A 25,907-nucleotide genomic window follows, 5' to 3' on the forward strand; every position below is an offset into this window, starting at 1 on the left:
TCTTCCGCCGGATGAACCTACGATATCCCAAAGACCGAGGGCAGCAGTGGGATACCTCGACGTTGTTTGTTTACACGAATCCGAAGAAGCGGAACCGAGCATCCATCGATAGGGCTATCTGAACAATCGTGCATTCGGGAAGAGCACCGCAACCTGGGAGGGGCCTGAAGGGGGCATTCTGGTCTGCGGGAGGGGCCTGACGGGGTCATCCTGGTCTGCGACCGGTGTCCTGGAATGATGGTGGCTTTTCTGTCGCGGGTGGTCGATGGTTACGGCAGTTGGGCGACGTCGTAATCCTGGGTCATCGACTCGTCCTCGGCATCCTCAATCGGTAGGTGACAGTGACCGGCTTCGGCTGCCAGCATCCCGCACGCTCGGGGTACTCGGCGTGCTGTACCGGCCTCGCTTCCTTCGTCCTCAGCCCGTTGTAAAGGGCCACCACCAACGCTTGACTGTTATCCTCTCGAACGACTCCATCGGCAACTCGATCGGGTCGATCTCATCGCTCGTCCGGTCAGGTCTGCAACCCAGCCACCGCCCCATGATCTCGAAGGTCAGTTCTTCACCGAACGCCGAGGTGTCGAACTCCTCCATCTGCCCGTCGATGTCGGCAAAGAAGAACCGCCGTCCGTCACGGACGACCGACCTCTCGAAGTGGGGCCTCTCCTCGTCCAACAGGTCGCCTTCATCCAGCACCACCCCGTCGTCGGCAGTGCCCCCGAAGGCTCGGACCAGATTCCCCCGCTCGAAGTAGGCGTAGCCCCAGAGGTTGACGACGCTATGCAGACCAACCCGCAACACCGCCGCTTGTGGGAATGCAGCCAAGATCCGTGCCGTCATCGGGTCGGCCCTGGGTTCCAGGCAGGCGTTCACGATGTCGGGGTGACCGATGATCGCAGCGCCCTCGTACGCACCGATGACCAGGGCGTCGGGGTAGACGCCCACGTCGAGGGTCGTCATCTCCCGGCTGCGGCATGGCCCGAGGCCCAGGACGGAGATCAGCCGCCGTGCCCGCTCCGGGTCGTGCGTCGGCATGGCGCTGAGATGGCGAGGGCTCCGCTCGCTGACCAAGATGCAAGACGCCTTCCAACCCATGTGTGAAACTCCCCCGTCCCTGGCTCCTTCAGTTGGCTTACAACCGGAGCCTCTGCCCATTGAGGTGGGCCACGTCCCCAAGTCGTGAAGTTGGTCCAAGACCGCCCATGTTGCGGGCCATCCCGGTCATCCTAGCTGGACCGAGCGAGCCAAACCGTGCGGTGCCCGCACGCCGGGTCTTCGATGACGTGGGATATCACGTCGAATCCGCTTCGGTTCAGCAGAAGTCGATAGTCCGCTTCGCCCAGGCTCCCGTGGTAGAGCGGCTCGCCCATGAACATCCCGATCGACTCACCGTGGGCGGGGCCGCTGGTGAACATCAGGGCTGCCTTCGGGGCGGCATGGCTGCGGAAGACCTCGAACATCCCACGCTGGTCTTCGGGGCCGAGGTGGAAGAAGCTGTCCCAGGCCAGCAGGCCGTCGAACTCGCGGTCCAGGGCCAGGGTCCGCATGTCCGACACGACCCAGGCATGGTCGGGAAACCGTTCCCGGCAGATGCCGATCAGGGCAGGCGACGAGTCGATGCCGGTCACGCCGTGGCCCGCCTCGATGAAGTATCGGTCGATCGGCTCACCGCCGCCGCATCCGATGTCGAGGACGGAAGCGTTCGGCGGGAGCAGGCCCAGGAACCGATCGAGCCACGTTTTCTCACGCAGATCCCGCCCCCGACCCTGGTCCCACTCCTTCGCATGGCGCTGATAGAGCGCTATATTTTCGTCTGCGGGGGATGCCATTCTCTTCTCGCACACGAAGGGAGCGCTGACGAGCTTGCATGAGCCACTGTGAAACCGGCCATCGTCGCTCGCCTCACCCAGGACGCCCGAAGTCCGGGTTCAGCTTGGCCTCCGACCAATCCTTGAGGTTGAGCCAAAGCTCGCCCCGATGGCGCGCCTTCAGGCCAAACGTCTTGCTGCCCTCGTCATCCGTGAGTACGAAGTTCCCGGCCTCCAACTCGTCAGCCACGTCCTTCAGGAAGTGTGCCCAACTCCTCGCCAGGACGTACTTCTGTTCCTGATCCCGACCGAAGTGGATGACCCGTGAGTACGCGCATCATGGCCACGAGTACGCGCATCTTGGCCACGCATCCAAGATAGAGAAGACAGGGGAGCGGGGGAAGGCACAGTCTGAACGGCTCGACGATTCCTCATCCACCTCTGGGTGCCTGGCCACCAACGTCCCCAATGTCCTCCGGGTCATCAATCCCCTCCCAAAATCCTTCAGACTTCCTCCTTTGAGTGCCTGGCCACCAAACCTCCCACCAACACGGCCACCCGCCCGCAGCTCCGTGCCAACTGCCAGGCTCGTCGGACCCTCGAGCTAGCCGTCTCGGGTCGGTGCCCCATCCTTCCACGATTTCCGATTTTGGTGAAACTGGCCGGTGCATTTTCTGGACTGTACTGAATAGGCGATCGCGCGATGCTGCGCGCTCCACTCAGTGCACCCAACGCGAAGGCGGCCGGCGATGAAGACCAGGGTCCGGGCTTCGAGGAAGAGTCGGAATGCGGTGGCGGCGCGGCCGAAGGGCCGGGGCGCCGATCCCCGGGGCATGGAGCGGAGGACGGCGGACTACCTCAGGGACGCCGGCCTCGGCACCAGCGATCACGAGCGATCGCTGCTGGCAAAAGCCGCCGAGCTCTCCTGGAAGATCGAGCAGGCCGAGAAGGCGGAATCCGCCTTCCTGGCGAAAGTTACGGCGAAAGCGAAGGAGCCGAGGAAGCCGACGCCCGCGACGATCGAAGCCAATCGCGATCGGGTCGAGGTCCTCACCAAAAAGCTCCTGGCGTGGACCGGCTGGGTGGACGATCCCCGGGAGCGGGCCGGGGCGATCATCGCCGAGCTTCAGACGACCGAGGCGGGCCGGCTGACGCTCCGCGGCCACTGGCGGACGCTCCGCGACTGGATCCGGCTGGGGGGCGAGATCGGACTCCCCGAGCGGCATCAGTTCGTGCGATTCCTCGGCGGTGACTCCTGGGATGTGACGATCGACCCGCTGATCAATGCCGTCTTCCGGGCCTGCAATGCACTCGATCCCAATGGCATGGCGGGCTGCGAGGCGTACTTCGCCGCCGCGCGTGCGAATGCGAGAAGGGGCGAAGGGCGAGGGGCGAGGGGCGAGGAGGAGCAGACGGAGGGACGGGGAGAGATCATCGGTTGCCAGGCTCGGGACGGAAGCGCGGTGATTGACGGCACGGGCCGATGTCAGCCATTCCCCCCTTCCTCCTCGTCCCTCGCCCCTCGCCCCTCGCCCCTTTCCGAAGCCCCTCGCAGAAGCCCCTTGACAGGATGCCCGGACTTCCTGATCGAGTCGCTCTCCTGGCGCGAGCTGGGGCCGCCGCCGAAGTCGGTGGATGCGGCCCGGACGTTCCTGCTGCGGGTCATCGATGACGAGCTCGGGCGGATCGAGGCCCTGGACGGTCGTGCGGAAGAATCCGGTGGTGACGAGGCCGCGGCGTTCCTCGCCGAAGCCGAGCTCGAGGGGCCGCGGCGGGAAATCGCGGCGATGAGCCGGGAGTTGATGGAGGTCCTCGACGAGCTCTGCCGGCTCCGCAAGGGGAAGGAGGCCGCTTCGGTTGGAGCCGGCTCCGTCCGGCGACCGCTTGAGCCGGAGTCGTCGATCGTCGCCACCGAAAATGGGGAAAACACGACGGTGAACCTCCCGGCTGATTCGGCGAAAGATGCTTGTCGCGAAGGAGATCCGACACGCATTCGGGATACGCCATGCGACGAACGGAGCCAATTCGAGGGCGAGGGCGGCTCGCCGGCGTTGTGTCCGGAGCCGAGGATCTTCCGAGAAGGCCAGGGCGATCGAGGCCCCTCACCCCAACCCTCTCCCGCCGAGCGGGAGAGGGAGAGAGTCTTGCCGGACCGCCGGGGAGGGGATGAGGAGGACCGGCCAGTATCGGCGGCCGGTGTGGCGGAGCGGTTCTTGCTGGGCGGCCGTCCCAAAGCGGCGGCCTGGGTCGGGCTAGCGAACGACGGCCTGGAACGAGACCTCGCCGGAGGCCCCGGGGGCGATCACGCCGGGGAGATCCCACTTGAGCTCGGTCGAGCCGACCTTGTTGTCGCCCGAGGAGAAGCTCGTCCCCTTCGGCCCGCGGGCGGTCCCCTTCACGTACTCGAGACGCGGGAGGAGGCTGTCGACGATCGAGGCCGATCGGATGGGCGTGTTGCCCATGTTCCGATAGGTGATGGTGAAGGTGATGGTGTCGCCGGGCTCGGCCTCGGTGGCGCTGACGCGCTTGATGATGGCCATGCCGGGGCGGGGCGGTGGCGTCTCGATGCCGGTCATGGAATGGGCCTGCCAGGTCATGACGTCCTGCATGGCGCCGACGACCAGGCCCTTCATCACGGCCGACTCCGCGGTCTTGATGCCGTCGAGCCTGAGCCGCTCCTTCATCATTGCGGGCTGGACCCTTGCCAGGGCCTGCGAGGCGGGCTGGTTCTGGGAGCCGACCGTGGCATGCTGGACGTTCAGGTAGCCGTCGAGGGCACGCATCTCGGAGCTCTCGCCGACGTGATTCTTCGCCTCCAGGTCCTGGGCCCGGCGGCGTTCGCGGGCGAGCTCCGCGGCCTGCTTCTGGACCAGGCGGTTGGCGTGCGATCGGCTGTCGGCCTGCTCGAACTTCTCGACCTTGCGGTTGACGTTGGCGCTGTGGATCTCGATGGCCTGGTTGGCGCCGGTGGCCACCTGGATCTCCGCGAATCGCGGGGCGTAGACGCAGACGCGATTGGTGGGGAGGACGCGGTGCTTGGAGCGATCGCCGAGCCCGATGTCGAACTTCATGACGGCGTCGCGGGGATCGATCCCCTGGAGGTTGCCGTCGCCGCCCACGCCCGCCGGGGCACCGCCGTCGCCGCCGTCGCAGAGGTATTCATCGCGGGGAAGCCACGGGCGGCCGGGGGGCGGCGGCGTGCCGCAGACCGGGCCGCAGGGCAACTGGCAGGGATCGCCTGCCGGGGACGAGAACGGGCAGCGGGTCGACCCGACCGCGGCGATGGCATCGAGCCCCGCGTCGCCGGTCGCGCCGGCCTGGATCTCCTCGACCGAGGGCCTCCGGCCGCCGATCCGGACGATCGCCATGACGCGGCCGAGGGCCTGGGCGACCTTGATCGGGTTCTCGGTGGGATTGAGCGTGACGACCGGGATCCGGTCCTTCGGGAGCTTGATCGGGATGGCCTGTTCCGGCTCTTCCAGGTAGATCACCTTGGTCAGGAGCCGGCCGCCGTCGATGACCCCCCAGAGCTCTTCATCCGTGAAGACGACGCGGATCGGGTACCTGGCCGGGTCGATCTCGCGGGGACGATGCAGGTGCCCGACGACCTCGATGACCGGGAAGAGCTCCGCCCCGGGCCGCTCGGTGATGTTGGAGATGCGGAGGCGGTAGCCGGTCCCTCGCTCGAGGCCGACGGTCGCGATCCCCGCGCCGTCGCCGATGGGGACCGGCGTGGCCGTCGGCGCGAGCACCTCGACGGCGAGCCCGGCGGGACCGTCGAAGCGGACGACCTGGGTCGTCGGGCTGAGGGCCTGGGATGCCTCCTCGGGGCCGTGGCCTTCGGGGGTGACGAGCGCGGTGCCCGGAGGATTCGTCGCGGCCGCCGGTGCCGGCGCGAGCGGCACGCCGGGCGTGATGTTCGGGGCGGCCGGTGCCGAGGTCACGACCGGGGCCTGCGGTGGCGTGGGCGTGGGGGGCGTGACGGCGGGATCCTGGGCCGCGGCCCGGTTCGGGCAGAGGGCGGCGACGAGGGAGAGACCCAGGAAGGCGGCCGGGGCGATGCGTCGTCCCGCCTCGGCGCCGCGATATCGACCGTGTCGGCTCATCGTCACTGGTCCTGCTCTCGAACGGGGGGAGGCCGCGCATCCATGCTCGGCCGGGGGGATCGTCGCGAAGGGGACGCGGGCGCGAGACGGCCCGCGGCGAGTGAGGGTCCGCGAAGAAACCCGGCGGAACACGTCACGGACGCGGTCCCGTCGGGTTGCCGGGATGCCGGAGCAAGCTGCTCCGGCATCCGATCGCCTGGTGCCGCGGCGATCAGCCGCGGGGATCACCGTACATCACTTGGGCGCCAGCGCCGGGGCGGGGCTGGGCACTCCGACGGCCGGCGGGGCGGGGGTCGCCGGGGCGGCCGGCGGGGCCAGGCCGGGGGCGGGCGCGGTCGGAGGGGTCACGCCCGGGGCCGGAGCCGCCGGGGTGGCGTGGTCCACCGGGACCGACTCGACGGCGGCCGGCGGGGTCGGCGAGACGCCCGGAGGCAGGCTGCCCGGGGGCACCTCGGTGACCGGCGCGGTGACCGGTCCGGGAGCCGGCTCGCCGACGACGGGGCCGGAGACCGGCACGCCCGAGACCGGACCGTTGACGACCCCGGCCGCGGCCGTGGGCATCTCCAGGTCGATCGCACCGAGCCGGACGATCAGGAGGATGGTCCCGCGCTTGTCGGCCTCGAGGATCGGGTCGACGCCCGGCTCCAGCCGGGTGGAGACCAGGGTCTCCGCGCTCGAGACGGCCAGCTCCTGATACTTGGGATCGGGCAGGTAGATGACCTTGGTGACGAAGTTCCCGCCGTCGACGACCTGGTCGAAGTCCTCGGGCGTGAACTGCACCGGGATGGCGTTGTGGGCGAGGTAGGCGTCGGTCAGCGGCGTGGTCGGCGCGACCTCGACCGTGGGATAGAGGGTCACCCCCTGGCGTCCCGGGATGTTCGAGAGCTTGAGGCGGTAGATGTAGCCCTGGTTGAAGTTGTAGCGGGCCGGGACGACGAGCTGGCTACCCATGTAGGTCCGCTCGCCGCCGGGGCCGGTGCCGTTCTGCCAGCCGATGTTCATCCCGTCGGGGTCGATGAAGTAGACCTGGCTGCGGGTGTTGACGAACCGCCGCCCGTTGGCGCCCATGTCCGCGCCGCCCGGTCCGCCCCCGCCCATGGTCGCGGCGGTGAACGGCGGGGGGCCCGGCGGGCCGGCGTGATCCCCCTGGACGACGTGGGGGCGCAGCCACTTCTTGAGACCGACGCCCGGCTTGGTATATCCGAATCCGTCGCCAGCGGTGGCTGCCGCCAGCAGCAGCACTCCGATCGTTTGCATGGAAATCCTCCCACTCCCTCGACCGAAGCCGGCCGGCCCGGGGCCGATCGCATCCGATCCGCCGATCGGGGAGAACGCGTGTCTTCCTGACATTCACAGCGACCGACTCGGCAACGGTCGAGTCGAGGACCCGCCCGCGGTCGGGCCGCCACGGGCCCGGAGCCGCCCGATCGAGTCGGGATCCGTCATCCGGGACCGGGGCACGGTCCGCAACCCGGTCCGCCATGCTCCGCATGGTTTTTCGGGCCGCGAGCGGCCTCGGAGAGGCACCGCCTGGGGACCGCCTGCCGGACTTGCGTCTTTCGACGCCTGGCGATTATGATCGGGCATTCTCCCTACTTCCTTGAGAAATTGCCGTATATCCAAACCATGCAGCATAAACGGACCGGATTCCGCGTCGCGGCGGCGATCTCCGCGGGTCTCCTCTTCGGCCTCTCGACGCAATGGACGGCCGTCCGGGCCCAGGCTCCGCTGCCCGCGGGGCCAACGCCCGCGGCCCCACCCGGCGCGGCCCCACCCGCGGCCACGGCTGCCATCCCCGGCAAGCCCGCCGAGCCGGCGTCGGAGCCGCCGACGGACGCCGAGCGCGTCATCGACTCCGCCATCAAGCGGCTGGCGGGGATCAAGTCGGTGACGGCGACGATGGTCCAGAACGTCGACATGCTCAAGCAGAAGTTCGCCGTCAAGGGAGAGTATCGCAAGGCGCCCTCCTCGCGCATCTACCTCCGGCTCACCATCGACGGCCTGGCCGACTCGACCGGCACCCAGCTCCAGGTCTGCGACGGGGAGACCCTCTGGGAGTATCAGCAGATCCTCGACGCCCAGTTGTACCGCAAGCGGAGCATCAAGCCGATCCTCGAGCGGCTGAACTCCCCGGACATGGACGCGAAGACCCGCGATCAGGTCATGACCCAGCTCGGCTTCGCCGGCCCCGAGACCCTGCTGCTGGGGCTGCGGAAGGCGGTCAAGTTCAGTCAGAAGGAAGAAGGGACGCTCGACGGCAGGCCCGTGTACATCCTCCGGGGGACGTGGCGGAGTCGCGCCGGGCTCACCGGCCCGGACTCTCGGCCCATCCCCGCGACCGGCCCCCTGCCCCCCATCATCCCCAGCCAGGCCATCCTTTACCTGGGCAAGGACGACGGCTGGCCCTACAAGATCAACCTGGTTGGCACCGTGCCGACGCTCCTCCAGCGGCCGCGTTTCGGTCCCGACGGCCGCCCCTTGCCGAAGAACCTGACCGAGAACATCGAGCCCAGCAAGATGGACCTGGTCTACTCGGACGTCAAGCTCGATGCCTCGATCCCCGCCAGCATGTTCGCCTGGCAGGCCCCGCCCAACGCCAGCGTCGAGGACGATACCGACACCATCCTCAACGTGCTCGACCGCACGATCCAGGCCCAGGCGATGGTGAAGCGAGCCCAGGCGGTCCAGCAGGACGGTCCGGTGCTCAACCAGTCTCTCGAGATTCCCACGCCTCCCTCGGAGCCGACCCCCCGCTAGTCACGAAAGCAGGTTCAGGACGATGAGCACGGACTCCCCCGCGCCCGGCGGCCCTCCCAAGCCGAGCAAGGCGGAAGCTCTGAAGGTCGCCAGCGACTATCTCAGGTCGTTCGTGGCCGACGAGATCCACAACGGTTCCAGCCATCTCTCCGAAGATGCCGGATTGATCCTCAAGTTCCACGGCTCGTATCAGCAGGACGACCGCGACCTCCGCAAGCAGCTCGCCAGGGAGAAGAAGGAGAAGGCCTTCCAGTTCATGGTCCGGGTGCGGGTCGTCGGCGGCGTGATGACCGCCGGCCAGTATCTCGCCTGCCACGAGCTGGCCTCCACGGTCGGGGCCGGGAACCTTCGGATCACCACCCGCCAGGAGCTCCAGCTCCACGGCGTGCTCAAGCAGGATCTCCCGTCCACGATCCGCACGATCAACGAGGTCCTGCTCTCGACCCTGGCCGCCTGCGGCGACGTCGAGCGGAACGTCCTCTGCTGCCCGGCGCCGGTGAAGGATCAGCTCCGCGATCAGCTCCAGGACGATGCCCACCGATGGGCCTCGCATGCCGCCCCCCGGAGCTCCACCTACTGGGACATCTGGCTCGACGGCGAGAAGATCGAGACCCTGCCCCCCGCGGGCCCGTCGCTCGTCCCCACCGCGGGCGACGACCCGGTGGAGCCGATCCTGGGCAAGGCTTACCTGCCGAGGAAGTTCAAGACCGCCTTCGCGTTCCCCGAGGACAACTGCACCGACCTCCTCGCCAACGACCTGGGCTATCTGGCGATCGTGGAGGGGGGCCGGATCGTCGGCTACAACGTCACGGTCGGAGGGGGACTGGGAACCACGCCGAGCGCCCAGAAGACGTTCCCGATGCTCGCCGTCCCGCTCTGCTACGTCCCGAGGGAGGGAGTCCTGGAGATCGGCGAGGCCGTGCTCAAGGTCTTTCGCGATTTCGGGAACCGGTCGGATCGCAAGCGGGCCCGGCTGAAATACGTGATCCACGACTGGGGATTGCCGGCCTTCCGGGCGAAGGTCGAGGAATACCTGGGCCGCCGGCTCGACGACCCGAAGCCCGTCACCGTGACGGACGTCGACGATCACCTGGGCTGGCGCGAGCAGGGAGACGGGAAGCTCTACCTCGGCATCCCGGTCGAGAACGGCCGGATCAAGGATGAGGGCAAGCTTCGACTGTTCAGCGGCCTGAAGGCGTTCTTCGAGAAGTACGGCACCCCGGCGCGGCTGACCTGTCAGCAATCGATCCTGCTGGCCGATATCGAGCCGGCCTGGAGGCCCGAGATCGAGCGCTGGCTCGAGGAGTACGGCATCGCCTCCGTGGATCGGATCTCGACGGTCCGTCGCTGGGCCATGGCCTGCGTCGCCCTGCCGACCTGCGGCCTGGCCGTCACCGAGTCCGAGCGGGCCCTCCCCTCGGTCCTGGACGGCCTGGAGCGCGAGCTCGACCGCCTGGGGCTCGGGGGCGAGCGTCTGACGGTTCGAATGACCGGCTGCCCGAACGGCTGTGCCCGGCCGTATAACGCGGACATCGGCCTGGTCGGTCGATCCGCCCAGGTCGGCCCGGACGGCCGGCCGGGCCCCGGCAAGTACACGGTCTTCCTGGGGGGGCGGACGATCGGCGATCGGCTCAACGTCCCGTTCAAGGACTACGTCCCCTACGACCGCCTCGTGCCAGAGCTGGTCGAGGTCTTCACTCGGTTCAAGGCCGAGAGGCAGCCCGGGGAGAGCTTCGGCGACTACTGCGGTCGGCTCGGGACGAAGGCCCTGGGCGGCGAGGACGCGAAGGAGGAGGCCGACGCTCCATGATCGCCAACGCCGACCGCGCGGCGATGCGCCTGGCCGCCCGTCAGGCCGCGGCCCGGGCGTATGCGCCGTATAGCAAGTTTCGGGTCGGCGCGGCGATCCTGACGGACCGGGGAGTCATCCACGCCGGCTGCAACGTGGAGAACGCGTCCTACGGCCTGACCATCTGCGCGGAGCGGAACGCGGTCTTCCACGCGGCCTGCCAGGCCGAGGGCCCCCTCAAGGTCCGCGCCGTGCTCGTGTACACCCCCACCGATACCCCCACGGCCCCGTGCGGGGCCTGCCGCCAGGTCCTCAACGAGTTCGGCCCGAACGCCCAGGTCTTCTGCGAGTGCGACGGTCCGGACGCGATCGAGACGACCCTGGACCAACTGCTCCCCTTCGCCTTCGGCCCGCACAACCTCGCCGCCGCGAAATCGACCGGGGAGCAGCCCTGATCCGGGTCGCGGCGCCGGGCCGGGCGAAATCCCGCGCCTTCGGAGACGGTTTTCCGCGGATCCCGCGCCGCGAGATCCGATATAGATCACATCATCCCGGGGAGTCTCCGTCGCGATCCTGCGCCAGGAAGGGCGGGGATCGCCTCGACAGCGCCGGACGACGGGCCTTGACGGCTCGTCGCGTCCCGGGCCCCGGTCGCGGACTTCCACGGAGGGAACCAACCATGCGGCGGATCGCGGTGCTGAATCAGAAGGGCGGAGTCGGCAAGACGACCACGACGGTCAACCTGGCCGCGGCGCTGGCGATGGAAGGCCGCAAGACCCTGGTCATCGACCTGGATCCCCAGGCCCATGCCACGCTCCACCTCGGACTCCTGCCGGGGCGGTCCGGCCCGTCGCTCTACGAGGTCCTGACCCAGTCGAAGAGCCTGGCGAGCGTCCGCCGCCAGGTCGCTCCGAATCTCTACGTCTGCGGCAGCCACATCGACCTGGCCGGCGCCGAGCTCGAGCTGCTGGGCACCGTCGGCCGCGAGGTCATCCTCCGCGACCTGCTGGAGGCCGACGTCGATCAGTTCGAGTACGTCCTGATGGATTGCCCGCCGTCGCTGAGCGTCCTGACGCTCAACGCCCTCTGCGCGGCGACCGAGGTGTTCATCCCGCTCCAGGCCCACTTCCTGGCCCTGCACGGTCTCTCGAAACTCCTGGAGACCGTGCACCTGGTCTCCAAGCGAGTGAATCGCGACCTGAAGGTCGGCGGCATCATCCTCTGCCTCTACGACGCGGGGACGCGGCATGGCGGCGAGATCATCGAGGACCTGGAGAGCTTCTTCGTGAACCGCCGCTCCAACGCGGCCCCGTGGGCGAATGCCAAGCTCTTCCACACCCGGATCCGGCGGAACATCCGCCTGGCCGAGTGCCCGAGCTTCGGCCAGTCGATCTTCCAGTATGCCCCGAGCAGCCGGGGAGCCGAGGATTACGCCTCGCTGGCCGCCGAGATCCAGGGCCGCGCCCCGGCCGCCATCTGGGTGGACGACGAGAAGGACCGGGCCGGCTCATCGGGGGCCGATGCCACCGCCGCCTGAGCTAACCCCGTGACGACGGGATCGACGCGGCTCCCGTCGAGAAGCCCCTCGCAGCCGAGGCGGCCCGATGCAAGAGTATGACAAGAGCAGCAAGTGGCTGATCCAGCATCACGGCGATTCGATCCTCCGAATCGCCGGCCTGAGAGGCATCGCACGCTGGCGTCCGCTCCAGGCCGAGCTCGTCCAGCCCAGGCGCTATCCCGACGGCCTGATCGAGGCCTGGCTCGAGGGCCGCCCCGATCCCTGCTCTTCATCCTCGAGCTCGCCACCTATCCCGAGCGGAGGATCTGCGAGCAGGCCGTCCGCGACGCCGCCCTCGTCTACCTCGACCGGGGCAGCCTGCCCGAGGTCCTCGTCCTGGTGCTCCGCCCGAGGGGCTCCCTCGCCGCCGCCGACGCCGCCGACTTGCGGAGCCCGGCCGGCTGGACCCGGTTCCAGGTCACGTGGCGGATCATCGAGCTGTGGAACGTCCCGGCGTCGAGCCTGCTTGAAGCCGGCGACGTGGGACTTCTCCCCTGGGTCCCGCTCAGTCAGTTCGACGGCCCGCCAGAGCCCCTCTTCCGCATCTGCCGCGACCGGATCGACCGCGAAGCCGACGACGCGGAACGAGCAAACCTGTTCGCCGTCTCGCAGGTCCTCGCCGGGCTACGCTATGATGATGAGAGCCTGATTCATCTTCTCGGCGGGAGAAAAGCCATGATCGAGTCGCCGGTGCTCCAGAAGCTGAAGAAGGAATGGACCGAGGAAGCCGCGAGCAAGGCCGCTCACGAGGCTCGTGTTCAGTACATCACCAGGATCTTGAACTCCCGGTTCGGGTCGTGTCCTCGTGCCATCCAATCCAAGCTCAACGCAACCCGAGATGGGAGCCTCCTGGATCGATTCCTGGATATGGCGGTCTCCTGCCCTACCCTGGAGCAATTCCGCGCATTCCTCCGCAAGCAGGGCGGACACGCCTGATCGTTCACGGTGCGTCCGCGGCCACCTCACCCCCCCTGCTCCATCAATCGGCGGGCGTCTTCTTCCAGTAGGTCGCTGTACGTGACAGGGTAATCGGCGGGGCCATCAAGCTGTGTCAGCCCAGGCGGCAAGCTCGCGAGCTGGTCCGCGCAGTGCGTGCGGATCGCTTCCATCCTGGGGAGCGGAGCGACGAGACGGCCGCCGAGGACGACGGGAGAGAGGAGCCGCTCCCCTTCCTGCAATTCGTCAGCCCGGGCGACGAGGTCTCCCGCGAATCGGCCGTCCCGATCGCGGCGGCGAAAGACCTGCTTGGCCATGGGATAGGTCTTCTTCCCCGCGCTCAGCTTGATCCGTCCCTGGCCGTCCGACTCCACGAGCTTGTAGACCATCGAAAGCGCAGGGGCGTCGCGCGAGGTGATCAGCTCGGTCCCCACTCCGAAGGCGTCGATCGGCGCCCCGGAGGCGATCAGGCGCTCGATCTGGTACTCGTCGAGATCCCCCGACGCGACGATCCGGATGTCGGGGCGGCCGGATTCGTCGAGGATCGCGCGGACCCCGCGAGAGAGGGCGTCCAGATCGCCGCTGTCCAGTCGGACGGCCCTGATGCGAGGCTCGATGAGCGCGGCTTTCCGGGCGGCCGCGAGCGTGTCGTACGTGTCGATGAGGAGCGTGGTCGACTCCGGGAAGACGCGAGCATAGGCTTCGAAGGCCGCTTCCTCGGTCGGGAAAGACTGGACCCACGAATGCGCCATGGTCCCGGAGGCCGGGATCTTGAGCCGCCTGGCCGCCTCCACGTGGCTCGTGCCGTGGAATCCGGCCAGGTAGGCCGCACGGGCCGCGAGGAAGCCGGTCTGCGGCCCGTGGCCGCGGCGGGCGCCGAACTCCAGGAGCGTCCGCCCGCGGGCGGCCGTGACGATGCGAGCGGCCTTGGAGGCGACCAGGGTCGTGTACGAGAGTGACGCCAGCAGGAACGTCTCCACCCATTGTGCCTGGGCCAGCGGCGCCGAGACGCGCAGCAGGGTCTCGCCGGGGAAGACCACCGTCCCCTCGCGCACCGACCAGACGTCGCCCTCGAATCGAAGCGAGGCGAGATGCTCGAAGAACTCCGGGGAGACCCCCGCGAAGGCCGGGAAGGCGCGGAGCCCGTCCACCTGATCGGGCGAGAAGCGCAGGTTGAGGAGATCCCCGACCGCCTGCTCCAGCCCGGCGAAGACGAGATACGAGCGCCCCGGGGGCAGCCGCCGGACGAAGACCTCGAAGCTCGCCCGGACGTCCGCCATCCCGAGCGCCCGGTAGCCCGCCATCATGGTGAGCTGATAGAGATCGGTGACCGGCCCCAACGCATGGGGATCGGGCCAGAGCGAGACCGGCGGAATCGGTTCCATCATGAGGATCCTGGACTTCGAGGGCGGAGCAGCCGGAGCGGCACGGAGATCATCGACTCGATTGACTCCCGTCGGGACGCGAGCGGATCACGGTCCAGCAGGGCCGGGAGGCTGAGGGAGCTCGGGAATTCGCGGACGAGCTCCCATCGCTCGAGGAGCGATGCCGCCGCCTTCTTGCGGTCCCCTTCCTGGTCCAACTGCGCCGCGTCCACCAGCGCCCACTCCCCCGTCCGATCGGCCTCGAGCAATCCGGCCAGGCCCGGCTCAACCCGGACGGGCACCTTGCCGGCCAGATAGTAGATGATCGCGGGCCGGGCGAGGACGCGGAGGCCGGGCACGCCCGAGGGGATGACTTCCAGCGATTTCCGGACCGCTCGCTTCAAGGAGTCCGTGGACTCCCATGGGCCCGGGCCGGCCGACCTCGCTGCCGTGATCGGACCACGGACCAGACACGGGGCCAGCAGGACCGTCAGCAGCAGCCAGTGCAATGCGACATCAAGTCGCATCCCCCGCGAGTATCGCGACAGGCTGGCGGCAAGCTCGGGCGCGTGCGACCTGGATCGCGAAAGGACCGCCGCCATCAGGCCCGAGACCTGCACCCAGATCAGGAGCTGCAACGGCAGCCAGAGCCTCGCATACGGATGATAGAACGGCGTCAGGAGCGACAGGATCAGCCAGGCGACTCCAAGAAGGCGTGACGACGGCCGGCCGCCCCATGCGGCCGGGAGCGAGACCGCGGACGCCGCCCACAGGAAACGAGGCAAGAGGACGGCCGGAGGAACAAGCAGGCCGATCCCGAGTGCTTTTCGGGCCTCCGCGCGGGATGACGGCGGCGAGACGAAACAGGCCGAAGCCACCGCCGCAAGGCAGCCCGCGAGCTGCCAGCCCCGGCCGCCGGAGAGGGCGTCGGCCTGCTCGAACTGGATCCCGAGATGGTCCAGCCACGTGCCCGGCCCACCTATGTATGACCGATGATGGGCCAGGAGCGCCCCGTAGCCGCCATGCGCGGCAACGAACCGGAACCAGGGCGCGTAGATCAGGGCCGCCACGACCGCGGCCGCAACTCCATAACCCCAGAGCCGCCCCGCTCGAAGGCGATTCGACCTCGATCGAGGGTCGACCAGCTCGCCGATCGCCACCGCGATCACGGCCGCTCCCAGCAGCCAGCCGTTGTACTTGATGAGCTGCGCGACCCCGACCGCCACCCCGAGCCCGATCGCGCTGATGATCCCGGGATCGTCCAGGAACCGGCCGGCAAGGCCCAGGCCCACGACCCACGCGAGCAGGAAGGACGCATCCGTCAACGCCATCCGGGAGAAAGCGATGTGGAAGCAGGAGAGGGCCACGATCCAGGCGGTCGCCCCCCCTGCCCCGAGGCCATACGTCCGGCGGGCGAGCCAGGCCGCCGCCGGGATCGTGAGCGTCCCCGCCGCAATCGAGACCAGGATCGCCGAGACGTCGCTGGGGCCCAGGGCCAGGTTGCTAGCGCCCACCAGGAATGGGAAGCCGATCGGGGCATACGGGATGACCGAGAGGTCGATCCCGGCCAGTCCAGCCGGTCGGAACGGCCAGAGGCCGGCGATTGCGTAGATCCCCTCGTCGAAGTGGACGAGCCCCAGCCGCGGCAGATTGTAGAGCCGCAGCAGCATGCCCAGGAGCGTTGCTCCCGCGATGACCAGGGCCTCTCGCCGGTTGCCGATCGCCGTCGCTGCGTCTAGGTCTCTTGGGCGCATGGCGATCGATTCTATGAGACGGCGTGACGGGGGCAAAGGGACGCGTGCGAGAGTCGCCGCCGAATCGACGTGCCGTTCCACGTGAAACCGCCCGCCTGGACGTGTCGCGCCTGGCGGACTCTGCTAGAGTGAGAGACGCACCTCGTCCGCGATCCAGAGCCAGTCCGACGAGGTCGGAGCGAAACCCGGACCCATTCCCCTGATCGGCTCCCGCCGAGTCGCGAATCGAGGTGACAATGGCCGTCACGTTGTACACCGATCGCAGGATGATCAACCACCGGGTCCCGTCGCACCATCCGGAACGGCCGGAACGACTCCAGGCGATCCTCCGGCACCTCGAGCGGAAGGGATTCACGGAGACTTGCCCTTCGGGGACCGTCCGGGAGGCCACGGTGGATGAGCTCCTTCGCGTCCACGGCGCGGCCTATCTTCGCGAGGTGGATGCCCTGGAATCTCGCGGCGGGGGCTCGCTCGATCCGGATACGTGGCTCTATGCGGGCACGCCTCTCGCAGCCAGGCTCGCGGCCGGGGCGGCGATCGAGGCCGTCGGCCACGTCATGAAGGACCCGGATCGCCGGGCCCTCTGCCTCGTCCGCCCGCCCGGGCACCACGCCCTGCCCGACGGCGGCATGGGCTTCTGCATCTTCTCCAACGTCGCCCTGGCCGCCATGGAAGCCACCACGACGTTCGACATCCGCAGGGTGCTGATCGTCGACTTCGACGTCCATCACGGCAACGGGACCCAGGACGTCTTCTACGCGTCGGAGCGCGTCGCCTTCCTCTCGATTCACCGATTCCCCTTCTACCCCGGCACCGGCACTCGCTCGGAGACGGGGACCGGACCGGGCCTGGGCCACACGGTCAACGTGCCGATCACCTACGGTACGTCTCGCCGCGATTACCTGTCCGCCTACCGCGCCGCGCTCCACGACCTGGCGGATCGGATCCGTCCGGAGCTCGTGCTCATCAGCGCCGGGTTCGACGCCCACGCCGAGGATCCCGTCGGCGACCTCGGCCTGGACTTCGAGGACTTCGAGATCATGACCGAGGACCTGGTCGAGGTGGCCGAGGCCCACGCCCAGGGGCGGATCGTCAGCGTCCTCGAGGGCGGCTACAACGTGCCGATCCTGGCGGGTTGCGTGGAGACCCACCTCAAGGCACTGGGGGCGGAACCGGGACATCCGTGATCGCGCTGGGAGGATCAGGACGGACGGGCCCCGGGATTGGAAATGCGGCCCGAAAGTGACCCCGACGGGATTCGAACCCGTGTTGCATGCGTGAAAGGCATGTGTCCTGGACCAGGCTAGACGACGGGGCCAACCGTCCCTTGCAAGGGCCACTTTAATCGCCACACGCGAGATGGGTCAAGACGGACGCCCCTGCCCCATGCTCGAAGGAAAGCCCGCGATGGCACGGTGGCCGATCGCCGCGGATTTCAGGAGGCCGTTGCAAGCCACCTGAAGGCTCGCTATCGTATCGCGGATTGGCTCCCAGTGCCCAGCGGACGCATTCGAGGTGAGGCCATGCTGAAGATCCTCCTCCTGACGGGCGATGCCGGCGAGGCGCAGGAGATCTATTACGCCAAGTACCGCCTCGAGGAAGAAGGCTGGAAGGTCGACATCGCCTCCCTGGAGAAGCGGACGTTCCTGTCGGTCGTCCATGACTTCGAACCCGGGTACGACACCTACGTGGAGAGGCCCGGGTATCTGGTCCAGGCCGATGTCGGCGTCAACGACGTGAAGCCCGACGACTACCAGGCGCTCGTCCTGCCCGGCGGCCGTGCGCCCGAATACCTGAGGAATCGGCCCGGGGCCGTGGCGATCGTCCGCCACTTCCTCGACACCGGGAAGCCGATCGCCGCGAACTGCCACGGTCCCCTGCTCCTCCTGACCGCGGGGTCGGTCAAGGGACGACGGATGACGAGCTACCCGGAGCTCGAGCCGGACCTGCGGGCGGCCGGGGCCGAGTTCGTGAATCGGGATGTCGTGGTTGACGGTCCGCTCGTCACCGTCCGCGGTTGGCCCGACAATGGGCCCTGGATGCGAGAATTCGTGAAGATCCTCCGCGCGATCGACTCGCGATGAAGGCTCCGCCCTGGCATACGCAGCGCGCAACCGGGGTCAGGACCGGGACAGCCCGGTCGATTTCAGGAAGGCATCGAGTCGTTGGAACTCAGAGCTCAGGCGTGGAGATCGGCCTTGCGGTATCGAGTGATCGAGCCTGATTCTGAATGGCCTCGTAGACCTCACGACGGTGAACGGCAACGTCCTTCGGCGCCTCGATACCCAGCCGGACCTTGTCGCCCCGAATCTCGATCACCGTCACCGTGATGTTGTCGTTGATGACTATGCACTCATTTTTCTTGCGGGAGAGAACCAGCATCACCGCTCCTCTCTGGTGATCAACAAGCTCAGTTCGTCCGTTGTACAACCTGGAGCTTCGCGGGCTTCCGCAAGGGCCCGAGGGCGTCCCGGACCATCCAGTCCGCGCACCTTGCCCTTATTCGTAACTGTATAGGACGGAATGGGTCGGTCAAGCCTCCGCGCATTTTTTTCACACCGACTTCGCAAAGTCGCTGGATTCCGCACCCCGCCGGGCCCGGAGACTTCCTACCGATCGCGTGGCGGCGTGTAGCGGTGATAGAGATAACCGAGGCCGAGGTCGAAGATCTCCGCCTCGACATCTTCGTTGCTGCTGGAGTGGATCGTGTCCTTGAGCTCCTGGATCAGGAGCTCGACGAACTTGGCGCGGGCACGCTGGAGGTTCTTGCGGAAGGCCTCCGGGGTCATCACAACGCCGGTCACCCTGGCGAGGTGGTCCGCGATCTCATCGATCGAGGCCGTCGGGTAATCGCGGCGGATCTGGAGGACGCTCGCGTAGCGGTTCTTGGGGGTGGACGCCTGGAACGTCTCGAGCCGCGACCAGACACGGCTGAGGACGGCGTCTCGCCAGACCCGATCGAAGTCCTCATCCGGCTGGGACGTATCGAGGAGCTCGCCGGGGGGCAGCGGCTGGAGCTTCCGGTTGCGAAAGTGATCGATGATCAGCCGGTGGAGGACCGTGCGAAGGTAGTCGCGAAACCGCCCCTTGGTGCGATCCGCGCCGGCGAGCTTCCCGGTGAGGAGCTTCGTCCAGAACTCCTGCAAGACCTCGTCGGCGAGATGATCGTCGCGGACCTTGAGGTGGATGTAGCGCGTCACCGCATCGTGGTAACGGCCGACCAGCTCGTTCATCGCCTTCTGACTCTCGGGACCGGGAGCGTGAGCGCTGCTGATGGTCGTCCAGTTGGTCGGAATCTGGGTCAGTCGCTCTTCGCTCATCGCACCCATCCACGGAAAGGTCGAGGACTTCCGGATGTCGCAAGAACGCGGGGCCGTTGCGTTCGAGGGTCGGCGCAGCGGTTCCACGTGAAACCTCCGCGGGTGACTGCTTCATCCTATCATCATAGAGCGCGGCCGACTCAATAGAGTCCAGGAAAGGAGTGGCAAGGCCACCACGAGCGAAGTCCGAAGTCGCGCCGGATACGCGGCCGGCACGCCGCGGGCTGCCCTCCCTCGAGGTGGACCTCATCGAATACGCCCGGCAGGACTCGAACCTGCGACCGACGGTTTAGAAAACCGTTGCTCTATCCGGCTGAGCTACGGGCGCTACACCGGTCGCGTCCACGACGAGGCGAGTTCTCGTCGATCCTGATACCGGGATGCGCTCGGCAGGACTCGAACCTGCGGCCTGCGGTTTAGGAAACCGCCGCTCTATCCGCCTGAGCTACGAGCGCGGGGGGGACGCTTTGCGATTCTCCTCCAACCGCCGGTATGCTGTCAACCGAGCGTCGGCCGGAGCGGATCGATCGAAGTCCAAGCGAGAGGGAGACCTGCTGATGTCGACGGCGGCTCCGCGAGATGACAGGTCCCGGGTGGCCGTGGTCACGGGTGGAGGACGCGGGATCGGTCGTGGGATCGTCGAGGAGCTTGCCGCCGCCCGCTTCTCGCTGGTCGTGAACTATCGGGACGATCTCGAGTCGGCGGCGGCGTGCTGCCGGCAGGCCGAATCGCTCGGCTCGCCGACGGCCATCCCGATCCGGGCGGACGTCTCGGACCTCGTCCAGGGGCGGCGCCTGATCGACGAGACGATCGGGCAGCTCGGGCGGATCGACCTGTGGGTGAACAACGCCGGCGTCGCCCCCCGGGTCCGAAGGGACCTGCTCGAGGTGACTCCCGAGAGCTGGGACCACGTCGTGGGGACCAATCTCCGAGGTCCCTTCTTCCTCACCCAGTCCGTGTCCGGGGCGCTGATCCGGCTCCAGGAGCAGGGCCTGGTCCGCGAGCCGCAGATCGTCTTCATCACGTCCATCTCGAGCACCCATGCCAGTATCAATCGGGCGGAATACTGCGTCGCCAAGGCCGGCCTGAGCATGGTCGCCCAGCTCTTCGCCGTCGCCCTGGCTCCCCGGGGCATCCGCGTCTACGAGGTCCGGCCCGGGATCATCGACACCGACATGACCCGCGCGGTTCATGAGCAGTACTCCGAACGGATCGCCGCCGGCCTCTCGCCGATCCGCCGATGGGGGACCCCCAGGGACGTGGGCCGGGCCGTCGCCGCCATCGCATCCGACTCCCTCCCCTTCTCCACGGGCGAGGTCATTCATGTCGACGGAGGACTTCACCTCCGAACGCTCTGAGGCCCTTCACCGACGCAGCCCCCGCGCCGGCGTCGTGGGAGAACGGCCTGCCACCCGCCGGGCGTCACATCCCCTCTCGTCCGAAGTAAAAGATCGGGGTTTCCCGCGAGCTTCGGGCCGGCCGGCCGCTCCTCCCCTCGGAGATTGGCCCGAAACTGGATTCGCCGCGTACAATTATTGCAGATGGTCCGCCTCAACGCGGCTCTTCCCCGATGCCGTCGACAACACGCCTGGCATCATTGATGGACGCGCGATGCGATGCCCGAAAGCGATCCTCCCAGTTCCGAGCTGACGCGTCACCAGTACGGGAGCTATCGCGTCCTCCATCCGCTGGGCTCGGGCGGGATGAGCTCGGTGTATCGCGCGGTGCACGAGGACACGGGGCACGTCGTGGCCCTGAAGGTCCTGCCTCCGGACCTGGCCCGGAACTCGATCGCCCTCCAGCGGTTCCTCCGAGAGGCCCGCAGCGCAGAGCGTCTTGAGCATCCCGCCATCGTCTCGATCTACGACCGAGGGTTGGATCGAGGCAGGAACTACATCGTCCTCGAATACATCGACGGGTCCGACCTGCACGCCTTCGTCCAGGTCCACGGGCCGCTCGCCGTGCGGGAGGCCGTGAGGACCCTCCGCGTCGTGGCGGAGGGCCTGCAATTCGCCGCGGTCCGGGGTCTCATCCATCGCGACATCAAGCCCTCGAACATCCTCCGCAGCGAGTCCGGCGAGATCAAGATCACGGACCTGGGGCTCGCGCTCCAGGCCGACAAGGAAGACGAGCGGGTGACCCGCGAGGGCACGACCGTCGGGACCGTCGACTACATGGCCCCGGAGCAGGCGCGAGACAGCCGCGCCGCCAGCGAGCGGAGCGACATGTATTCGCTGGGCTGCACCTGCTACTACCTGCTCGCGGGGATCCCCCCGTTCCCGGGGGGCGACATCACCGACAAGCTCACGCGTCACGCCCGGTCCGCGCCGCCGGACGTCCGGGACCTGCGCCCCGACGTGCCGGTCGAGTTCTCGAGATTGATCCAGAAGCTGATGGCCAAGCGTCCCGAGGATCGCTTCGCCACGTTCGAGGACCTGATCGAGGCGCTCGACGGCCTTCCGCTGCCGGCCGAGGACGGAGGCCCGGACGTCTCGCTGGTCCCCATCGGCGAGGACGCGGTAGCCTCGAACGGGGACGGACGTCCGCGGATACCCGTCGTCGCGCTCGGAGAGGCGGATCGGCCCCCCTCCTCGCTCCCCGAGATCTCGCTCGCGAGCCTGCCCGACGACGAGATCGCGAGTCTCGTCCGGCCGATCCGAGGGCTCCCCCTCGGCGGTGGCGGCGCCGGCGTGGCGGCCCTCCCCGCACCGCTGCCGCGATTGCCCGCCCCGATCGAGCCGGCGCCGCTCCCCGGCGAGGAGCGGCGCCCCCTCGCCCTCGGGGCCTGGATCGCACTCTTCACGTCGATCGGGGTGGCCTTCATCCTCGCCGTGATCCTCATCGATCGACTGGTCCGCGTCGCGCCGGAAAGCATCCCGAGCGCCGATCGTCGATTCAACCCGGATGAAGACGCGGCACTGGCGGCGCCGCCGCTCCCGAACCATCCCCTGCCCGGCCCCGAGTCGGTGGCGGCACGCCCCCCGGCGCCGGCACCGCGCGCGGACGTGCGCGCGCCCGTCCGTCCGTCGGTCACCCGCGACGCCTGGGCGGAGCCGGAGGACGTCGAGGTCAGCCCGAGGCGGGAACCGATCCCCGACGAGATCCTGCGCGCCTATCTCCCCGAGTGGGCGCTCTCGCCGGTCCCCAGCCGGCTCGAAGGCCCGGTCACCGTCGTCCGCCGCGTGCCCGGCTCTCGGGATCCGTCCGTCGTCGCCACGCTTCGTGCGGGACTCGAGAAGACCCGGGGGACGACCGAGATCGCCGACGAGGGCCCATTCCTGCTCGTCGCCCCCCTGTCGTCGAGTGAGCATCGGATGCTCCGGGCCCGGCCGGGATACCGGCCGGTAGTCCGCGTGGAGCAGTCCGTGCTGCCGGCCGCCCGTCAGCTCCCGGCACTCCTCTCCATCGAGTCCCGGGGATTGGTCCTCGACTCGCTGGACATCGTGGTCAACCTGCGGGACGCGCCACCGCCGCAGGTCGCCCTCTTCCGCTGCACCGATGCCAGCCTGACCATCCGCAATTGCACGATCACGCTGTTCAACCCCAGGAACGTCCCATTCACGCTCTTCGCGGCGGATGGCGACCCGTCGAAGGGGACTCGGATCCGGATCGAGGGCTCCCTGTTTCGGGGCCCTTATACATCCGCCTTCACGCTCGGCAAGGGCTCGATCGACGTCGCTGTCCGGGACTCGATGCTGATCGGCGCCCAGGGGCCGTTGATCCGCGATCTCGACCGCTCCGCGGGCCATCGCGTCTCGATCGTGGCGAGCGTCCTGGGAAGCCGCGGACCTTCCGCCGCGATCGAGGGGGAGCTGCCCGCGGGCGGCGGACGGCCCCTGTCGATCCGGGCCTACCGGACGGTGTTCGGGCGATTCCAGGGGGCCGGGATCGCCAGCGTGATCGCCGCCGGGAGCCCGATGGGTGCGACCCAGGCCGTCGCCTGGACGGGCGATCGCAACCTGTACGTCGGCTGGAAGGGCTTCTTCGCCCAGGGCGCCGAGGCCACGGTGATCGTGAACGGCCTCGAGGGAGTTCGTTCCACGTGGAACGGGGCCGGTCGCGAGAGCCGTGAGATCCTCGCCGCGTGGCCGGATCTGGAGTCGCCGACGTCGGCCGTCCCGTCGAACCTGAGCCCGTTCGTCCCGGGCTTCGAAACCCTGCTCGACGGTCCGGCGATCGCCCGCCCCTACCTGGAGGCCAAGACGCTCTCCACGTTCGCCGAGCCGCTGATCCCGATGCCGGCCGTGGTGGCCCGCGAGGTCGCCATCCCGCCCGGCGGGGCGCCCCGGCAGGGAAGCTCCGGCAAGCTTCCACTCCTTCAGCGCCAGCCCGATGCGGTCCAGGATCTGGCGGGCATCGGGGCCCCGGCCGGCGACGGGGACGACCTGCACCTCGACGCGGCCGACCCCCGCTGGCACGGGGACCTCGGCCTGTTCCTCCGGGAGTCGATCGGTCCGGAGCGGAAGCGGGCACGGGTCCGGGTCACCGGATCGGGCCTTGTCCGTTGCTCGCCCGTGGTCCTTCCCGACGGCGTCCGGCTCGAGATCAGGGTCGACGCGCCGGCCAGCCCCGACGCCCCCTGGCTCGCCTGGCAGCCCGACCCCGCGACCCACGGCAAGGCACTCATCGAGCTCAAAGGCGGGGCACTCGTCCTCAGCCAGCTCCGCTTCCAGACCGAGCCGGCGGCGTCGCTCGAGTCGATCATCCACGTCGAGGACGGGCACCTGATCCTCCATCGCTGCCAGGTCGTGACGCCGCCGAGGGCGGACGCCGGGGTGCGCCGGCTCGTCACCTTCCGAGCGGCGACGACGCGACCCGGGGTCGGCCCCTCCGCAACCGGCCTCTTCGTCCAGGAACCCGACCGCCCCACCTGCGTCATCGCCGACAGCACGCTGATCAGCGGCTCCTCGGCGATCCGGCTGGAGCTGGGCCGCGGACAGGTCGCCATCGCGGGGACGGCCATCGCGGCGGCCACCGACGCGATCGAGCTCAACCCGTCGCGAGTCGCCCGCGACCGATTCGCGGCCGACCTCGTCCTGGATCGCTGCACGATCAGCTCCGAGTCGAACATCGTCCGACTCGGTGCCTGGCCGGGGAGCAACCCCGGGCCGGATCGCCCATGGCTCATCACGTCCCATTTCAACGCCTTCCTGGGGAGCTACGACCGTCGCGTGTCGGACACATCCCTGCTCCGGGCGGACGAGGTCGCCATGGCCGGCGGGGCCCTCTTCTGGCAGGCCCGCGGCGACGCCCTCGACGTGGACTGCTTCACCGCGGCCGGCACGGAGACGCCGTCGCTCGGGATCCGGGACGTCGGATTCCAGTGGGTCTCGCTCTGGGGCGGCAACCACATCGCGCAGGTGACGGGCCCCAGGGCCGGATCGAACCGGCCGAGCTCGCGGCTCCTCGAGCGCCTCAAGCCGGGGCGAGTCGACCCCGCCGGCCTGATCCTGGACGCCAGCTACCACCCCGACCGGCTCCACTTCGACTTCGGGGCCGATCTCGGCCGCCAGGGGATCCATGCCAGGCCCGCCGGGACGGCCCGGCGTTACTGACGGCCCGGAACACTCATTTACGGGCGGCGATCGGGACGCGATAATTCAGCGGAGGATCAAGGGGCCGCGGAGAGGAGGATCCGGTCGTGAACGTACCCCGGCGGAAGCTCGGATCGGGTGCCTGTTTCGTCATCCTTGCCGCGATCGGGCCGATCCCGGCCCGGGCCGGCGAGGACGTGCCGCGGACGGTTGCCCCGGTCGAGGCGAAATCGAGCGGAGAGGCGAAGCCCGGCGGAGCCGCCGGCGTCGCGGCCGGCGGCTACCGAGGCTACTGGATCCCCTATTATGCCGTCGGCTGGCCCAATGGCGAGGTGAGCTACTACACGCCGCCGTTCGTGCTCTACACGCCGGCCGGGCCGATCGTGACGCCGAGCCCGATGCTGCACCCCATCCCGGTCTCCATCCGCCGCGGTCCGCTGACGTCGGCCCCGCCGGCACCCGCCCCGGCCGCGGACCCGATCCGGCCGCCGGCCCGTCCGAACCCGAGGAGAGATTCGGCCCGCGCGGCCCAGCTCGTGGTCCTGGGGGACCGGCACTTTCGCGCCGACAACCTCAAGCGCGCCGAGGAGCGGTACGCGCAGGCCGAGAAGCTCGACCCCAGCTCGGCCGCCATCCAGCTCCGAATGGCGCAGATCGCGCTCGTCCGACTGAGATACACGGAGGCGGCGCACCGGCTGCGCGATGCCGAGATCGCCCAGCCCGGCTGGATCCTCGCCGCTCCGGACATCCAGTCCCTCTACGGAGAGCCGGCGGATTTCGCCCGCCACCTGAATCGGCTCGAGTCGCACCTCCAGGCCCATCCCGACGACCAGGACGCGTGGCTCGTGCTCGGGGCGCAATGCTACCTCTCCGGTCGGACGGCCCGTGCGGCCGATGTCTTCGCCCGGCTCCATGACCCCCATCGCAAGCCGGACATCGCCCTCGCGGCGTTCCTCGAGGCCACGAACCAGCGCTGAGGCC

The 25,907-nt window shown here is 68.7% G+C and carries 19 protein-coding genes and 3 tRNA genes; 10 read left to right on the forward strand and 12 right to left on the reverse strand.

The features are described 5' to 3' along the window. Positions 1 to 417 precede the first annotated feature (417 nt). The 5 genes from G6O54_RS27850 to G6O54_RS27870 all read right to left on the reverse strand — a co-directional run bounded on the left by G6O54_RS27850 (position 418) and on the right by G6O54_RS27870 (position 7,171). On the reverse strand, positions 418 to 1,155 hold the full coding sequence (locus G6O54_RS27850; RefSeq protein WP_439650283.1) for a DUF6928 family protein: 738 nt from the start codon (positions 1,153 to 1,155) through the stop codon (positions 418 to 420). A gap of 71 nt (positions 1,156 to 1,226) precedes the next feature. Continuing rightward, on the reverse strand, positions 1,227 to 1,829 hold the full coding sequence (locus tag G6O54_RS27855) for a class I SAM-dependent methyltransferase (protein WP_165230836.1): 603 nt from the start codon (positions 1,827 to 1,829) through the stop codon (positions 1,227 to 1,229). A gap of 865 nt (positions 1,830 to 2,694) precedes the next feature. Then, a complete protein-coding gene (locus G6O54_RS27860) occupies positions 2,695 to 2,862 on the reverse strand; it encodes a hypothetical protein (RefSeq protein WP_165230839.1) in 168 nt (55 codons plus the stop codon). A 1,198-nt stretch (positions 2,863 to 4,060) separates the two neighbouring features. Continuing rightward, the gene (locus G6O54_RS27865; RefSeq protein WP_165230842.1) at positions 4,061 to 5,914 is read right to left on the reverse strand and encodes a DUF11 domain-containing protein; all 1,854 of its coding nucleotides are present in this window, start codon (positions 5,912 to 5,914) and stop codon (positions 4,061 to 4,063) included. A 234-nt stretch (positions 5,915 to 6,148) separates the two neighbouring features. Further along, positions 6,149 to 7,171 carry a hypothetical protein gene (locus G6O54_RS27870; protein ID WP_165230845.1) on the reverse strand — a complete coding sequence of 341 codons (1,023 nt, stop codon included), beginning with the start codon at positions 7,169 to 7,171 and terminating at the stop codon, positions 6,149 to 6,151. A 369-nt stretch (positions 7,172 to 7,540) separates the two neighbouring features. On the opposite strand from G6O54_RS27870, the gene G6O54_RS27875 reads away from it, so the two are divergent. From G6O54_RS27875 to G6O54_RS27895, 5 genes are all read left to right on the forward strand, one after another. Beyond that, positions 7,541 to 8,671: a LolA family protein gene (locus G6O54_RS27875; protein WP_165230848.1), complete on the forward strand. Its 1,131-nt coding sequence runs from the start codon at positions 7,541 to 7,543 to the stop codon at positions 8,669 to 8,671. A gap of 22 nt (positions 8,672 to 8,693) precedes the next feature. After that, positions 8,694 to 10,481 carry an NADPH-dependent assimilatory sulfite reductase hemoprotein subunit gene (locus G6O54_RS27880; RefSeq protein WP_165230851.1) on the forward strand — a complete coding sequence of 596 codons (1,788 nt, stop codon included), beginning with the start codon at positions 8,694 to 8,696 and terminating at the stop codon, positions 10,479 to 10,481. Next, a complete protein-coding gene (locus G6O54_RS27885; protein WP_205679066.1) occupies positions 10,478 to 10,915 on the forward strand; it encodes a cytidine deaminase in 438 nt (145 codons plus the stop codon). Before G6O54_RS27880 ends, G6O54_RS27885 begins: the two co-directional genes overlap by 4 nt. Before the next feature lie 224 nt (positions 10,916 to 11,139). After that, a complete protein-coding gene (locus G6O54_RS27890; RefSeq protein WP_165230854.1) occupies positions 11,140 to 11,997 on the forward strand; it encodes a ParA family protein in 858 nt (285 codons plus the stop codon). Between the two features lie 93 nt (positions 11,998 to 12,090). Continuing rightward, a complete protein-coding gene (locus G6O54_RS27895) occupies positions 12,091 to 12,954 on the forward strand; it encodes a hypothetical protein (RefSeq protein WP_165230857.1) in 864 nt (287 codons plus the stop codon). A 26-nt stretch (positions 12,955 to 12,980) separates the two neighbouring features. Here G6O54_RS27895 and G6O54_RS27900 read toward each other — a convergent pair whose 3' ends face one another. Together G6O54_RS27900 and G6O54_RS27905 are read right to left on the reverse strand one after the other, a co-directional pair. Then, positions 12,981 to 14,342, reverse strand: coding sequence for a nicotinate phosphoribosyltransferase (locus G6O54_RS27900; protein ID WP_250847128.1), 1,362 nt, complete (start codon positions 14,340 to 14,342; stop codon positions 12,981 to 12,983). Then, on the reverse strand, positions 14,339 to 16,072 hold the full coding sequence (locus G6O54_RS27905; protein WP_165230860.1) for an ArnT family glycosyltransferase: 1,734 nt from the start codon (positions 16,070 to 16,072) through the stop codon (positions 14,339 to 14,341). Before G6O54_RS27905 ends, G6O54_RS27900 begins: the two co-directional genes overlap by 4 nt. A 236-nt stretch (positions 16,073 to 16,308) precedes the next feature. On the opposite strand from G6O54_RS27905, the gene G6O54_RS27910 reads away from it, so the two are divergent. Further along, positions 16,309 to 17,259, forward strand: coding sequence for a histone deacetylase family protein (locus G6O54_RS27910; protein ID WP_165230863.1), 951 nt, complete (start codon positions 16,309 to 16,311; stop codon positions 17,257 to 17,259). 56 nt (positions 17,260 to 17,315) lie between these two features. On the opposite strand, the gene G6O54_RS27915 is transcribed toward G6O54_RS27910, so the two are convergent. Continuing rightward, a tRNA-Glu gene (locus tag G6O54_RS27915) sits at positions 17,316 to 17,390 on the reverse strand. Between the two features lie 205 nt (positions 17,391 to 17,595). Between G6O54_RS27915 and G6O54_RS27920 the strand changes: the two genes are divergently transcribed. Further along, a complete protein-coding gene (locus G6O54_RS27920) occupies positions 17,596 to 18,156 on the forward strand; it encodes a DJ-1/PfpI family protein (RefSeq protein WP_165230866.1) in 561 nt (186 codons plus the stop codon). 88 nt (positions 18,157 to 18,244) lie between these two features. Here G6O54_RS27920 and csrA read toward each other — a convergent pair whose 3' ends face one another. The 4 genes from csrA to G6O54_RS27940 form a co-directional block, all read right to left on the reverse strand. Further along, positions 18,245 to 18,454: a carbon storage regulator CsrA gene (gene csrA / locus G6O54_RS27925; protein WP_165230869.1), complete on the reverse strand. Its 210-nt coding sequence runs from the start codon at positions 18,452 to 18,454 to the stop codon at positions 18,245 to 18,247. Positions 18,455 to 18,681: 227 nt separating this feature from the next. Continuing rightward, on the reverse strand, positions 18,682 to 19,392 hold the full coding sequence (locus G6O54_RS27930; protein ID WP_165230872.1) for an RNA polymerase sigma factor: 711 nt from the start codon (positions 19,390 to 19,392) through the stop codon (positions 18,682 to 18,684). Between the two features lie 254 nt (positions 19,393 to 19,646). After that, positions 19,647 to 19,720, reverse strand: a tRNA-Arg gene (locus tag G6O54_RS27935). A gap of 53 nt (positions 19,721 to 19,773) precedes the next feature. Next, positions 19,774 to 19,847, reverse strand: a tRNA-Arg gene (locus G6O54_RS27940). A 102-nt stretch (positions 19,848 to 19,949) separates the two neighbouring features. On the opposite strand from G6O54_RS27940, the gene G6O54_RS27945 reads away from it, so the two are divergent. From G6O54_RS27945 to G6O54_RS27955, 3 genes are all read left to right on the forward strand, one after another. Beyond that, positions 19,950 to 20,750 (forward strand): 3-ketoacyl-ACP reductase, encoded by an 801-nt coding sequence (locus tag G6O54_RS27945; RefSeq protein ID WP_165230875.1) that lies wholly within the window; start codon positions 19,950 to 19,952, stop codon positions 20,748 to 20,750. A gap of 258 nt (positions 20,751 to 21,008) precedes the next feature. Next, a complete protein-coding gene (locus tag G6O54_RS27950) occupies positions 21,009 to 24,947 on the forward strand; it encodes a serine/threonine-protein kinase (protein ID WP_165230878.1) in 3,939 nt (1,312 codons plus the stop codon). An 86-nt stretch (positions 24,948 to 25,033) separates the two neighbouring features. Further along, on the forward strand, positions 25,034 to 25,903 hold the full coding sequence (locus G6O54_RS27955; RefSeq protein ID WP_205679067.1) for a tetratricopeptide repeat protein: 870 nt from the start codon (positions 25,034 to 25,036) through the stop codon (positions 25,901 to 25,903). Positions 25,904 to 25,907 lie beyond the last annotated feature (4 nt).

This window comes from Aquisphaera insulae (assembly GCF_011064615.1).
Taxonomy (GTDB): Bacteria; Planctomycetota; Planctomycetia; order Isosphaerales; family Isosphaeraceae; genus Aquisphaera; species Aquisphaera insulae.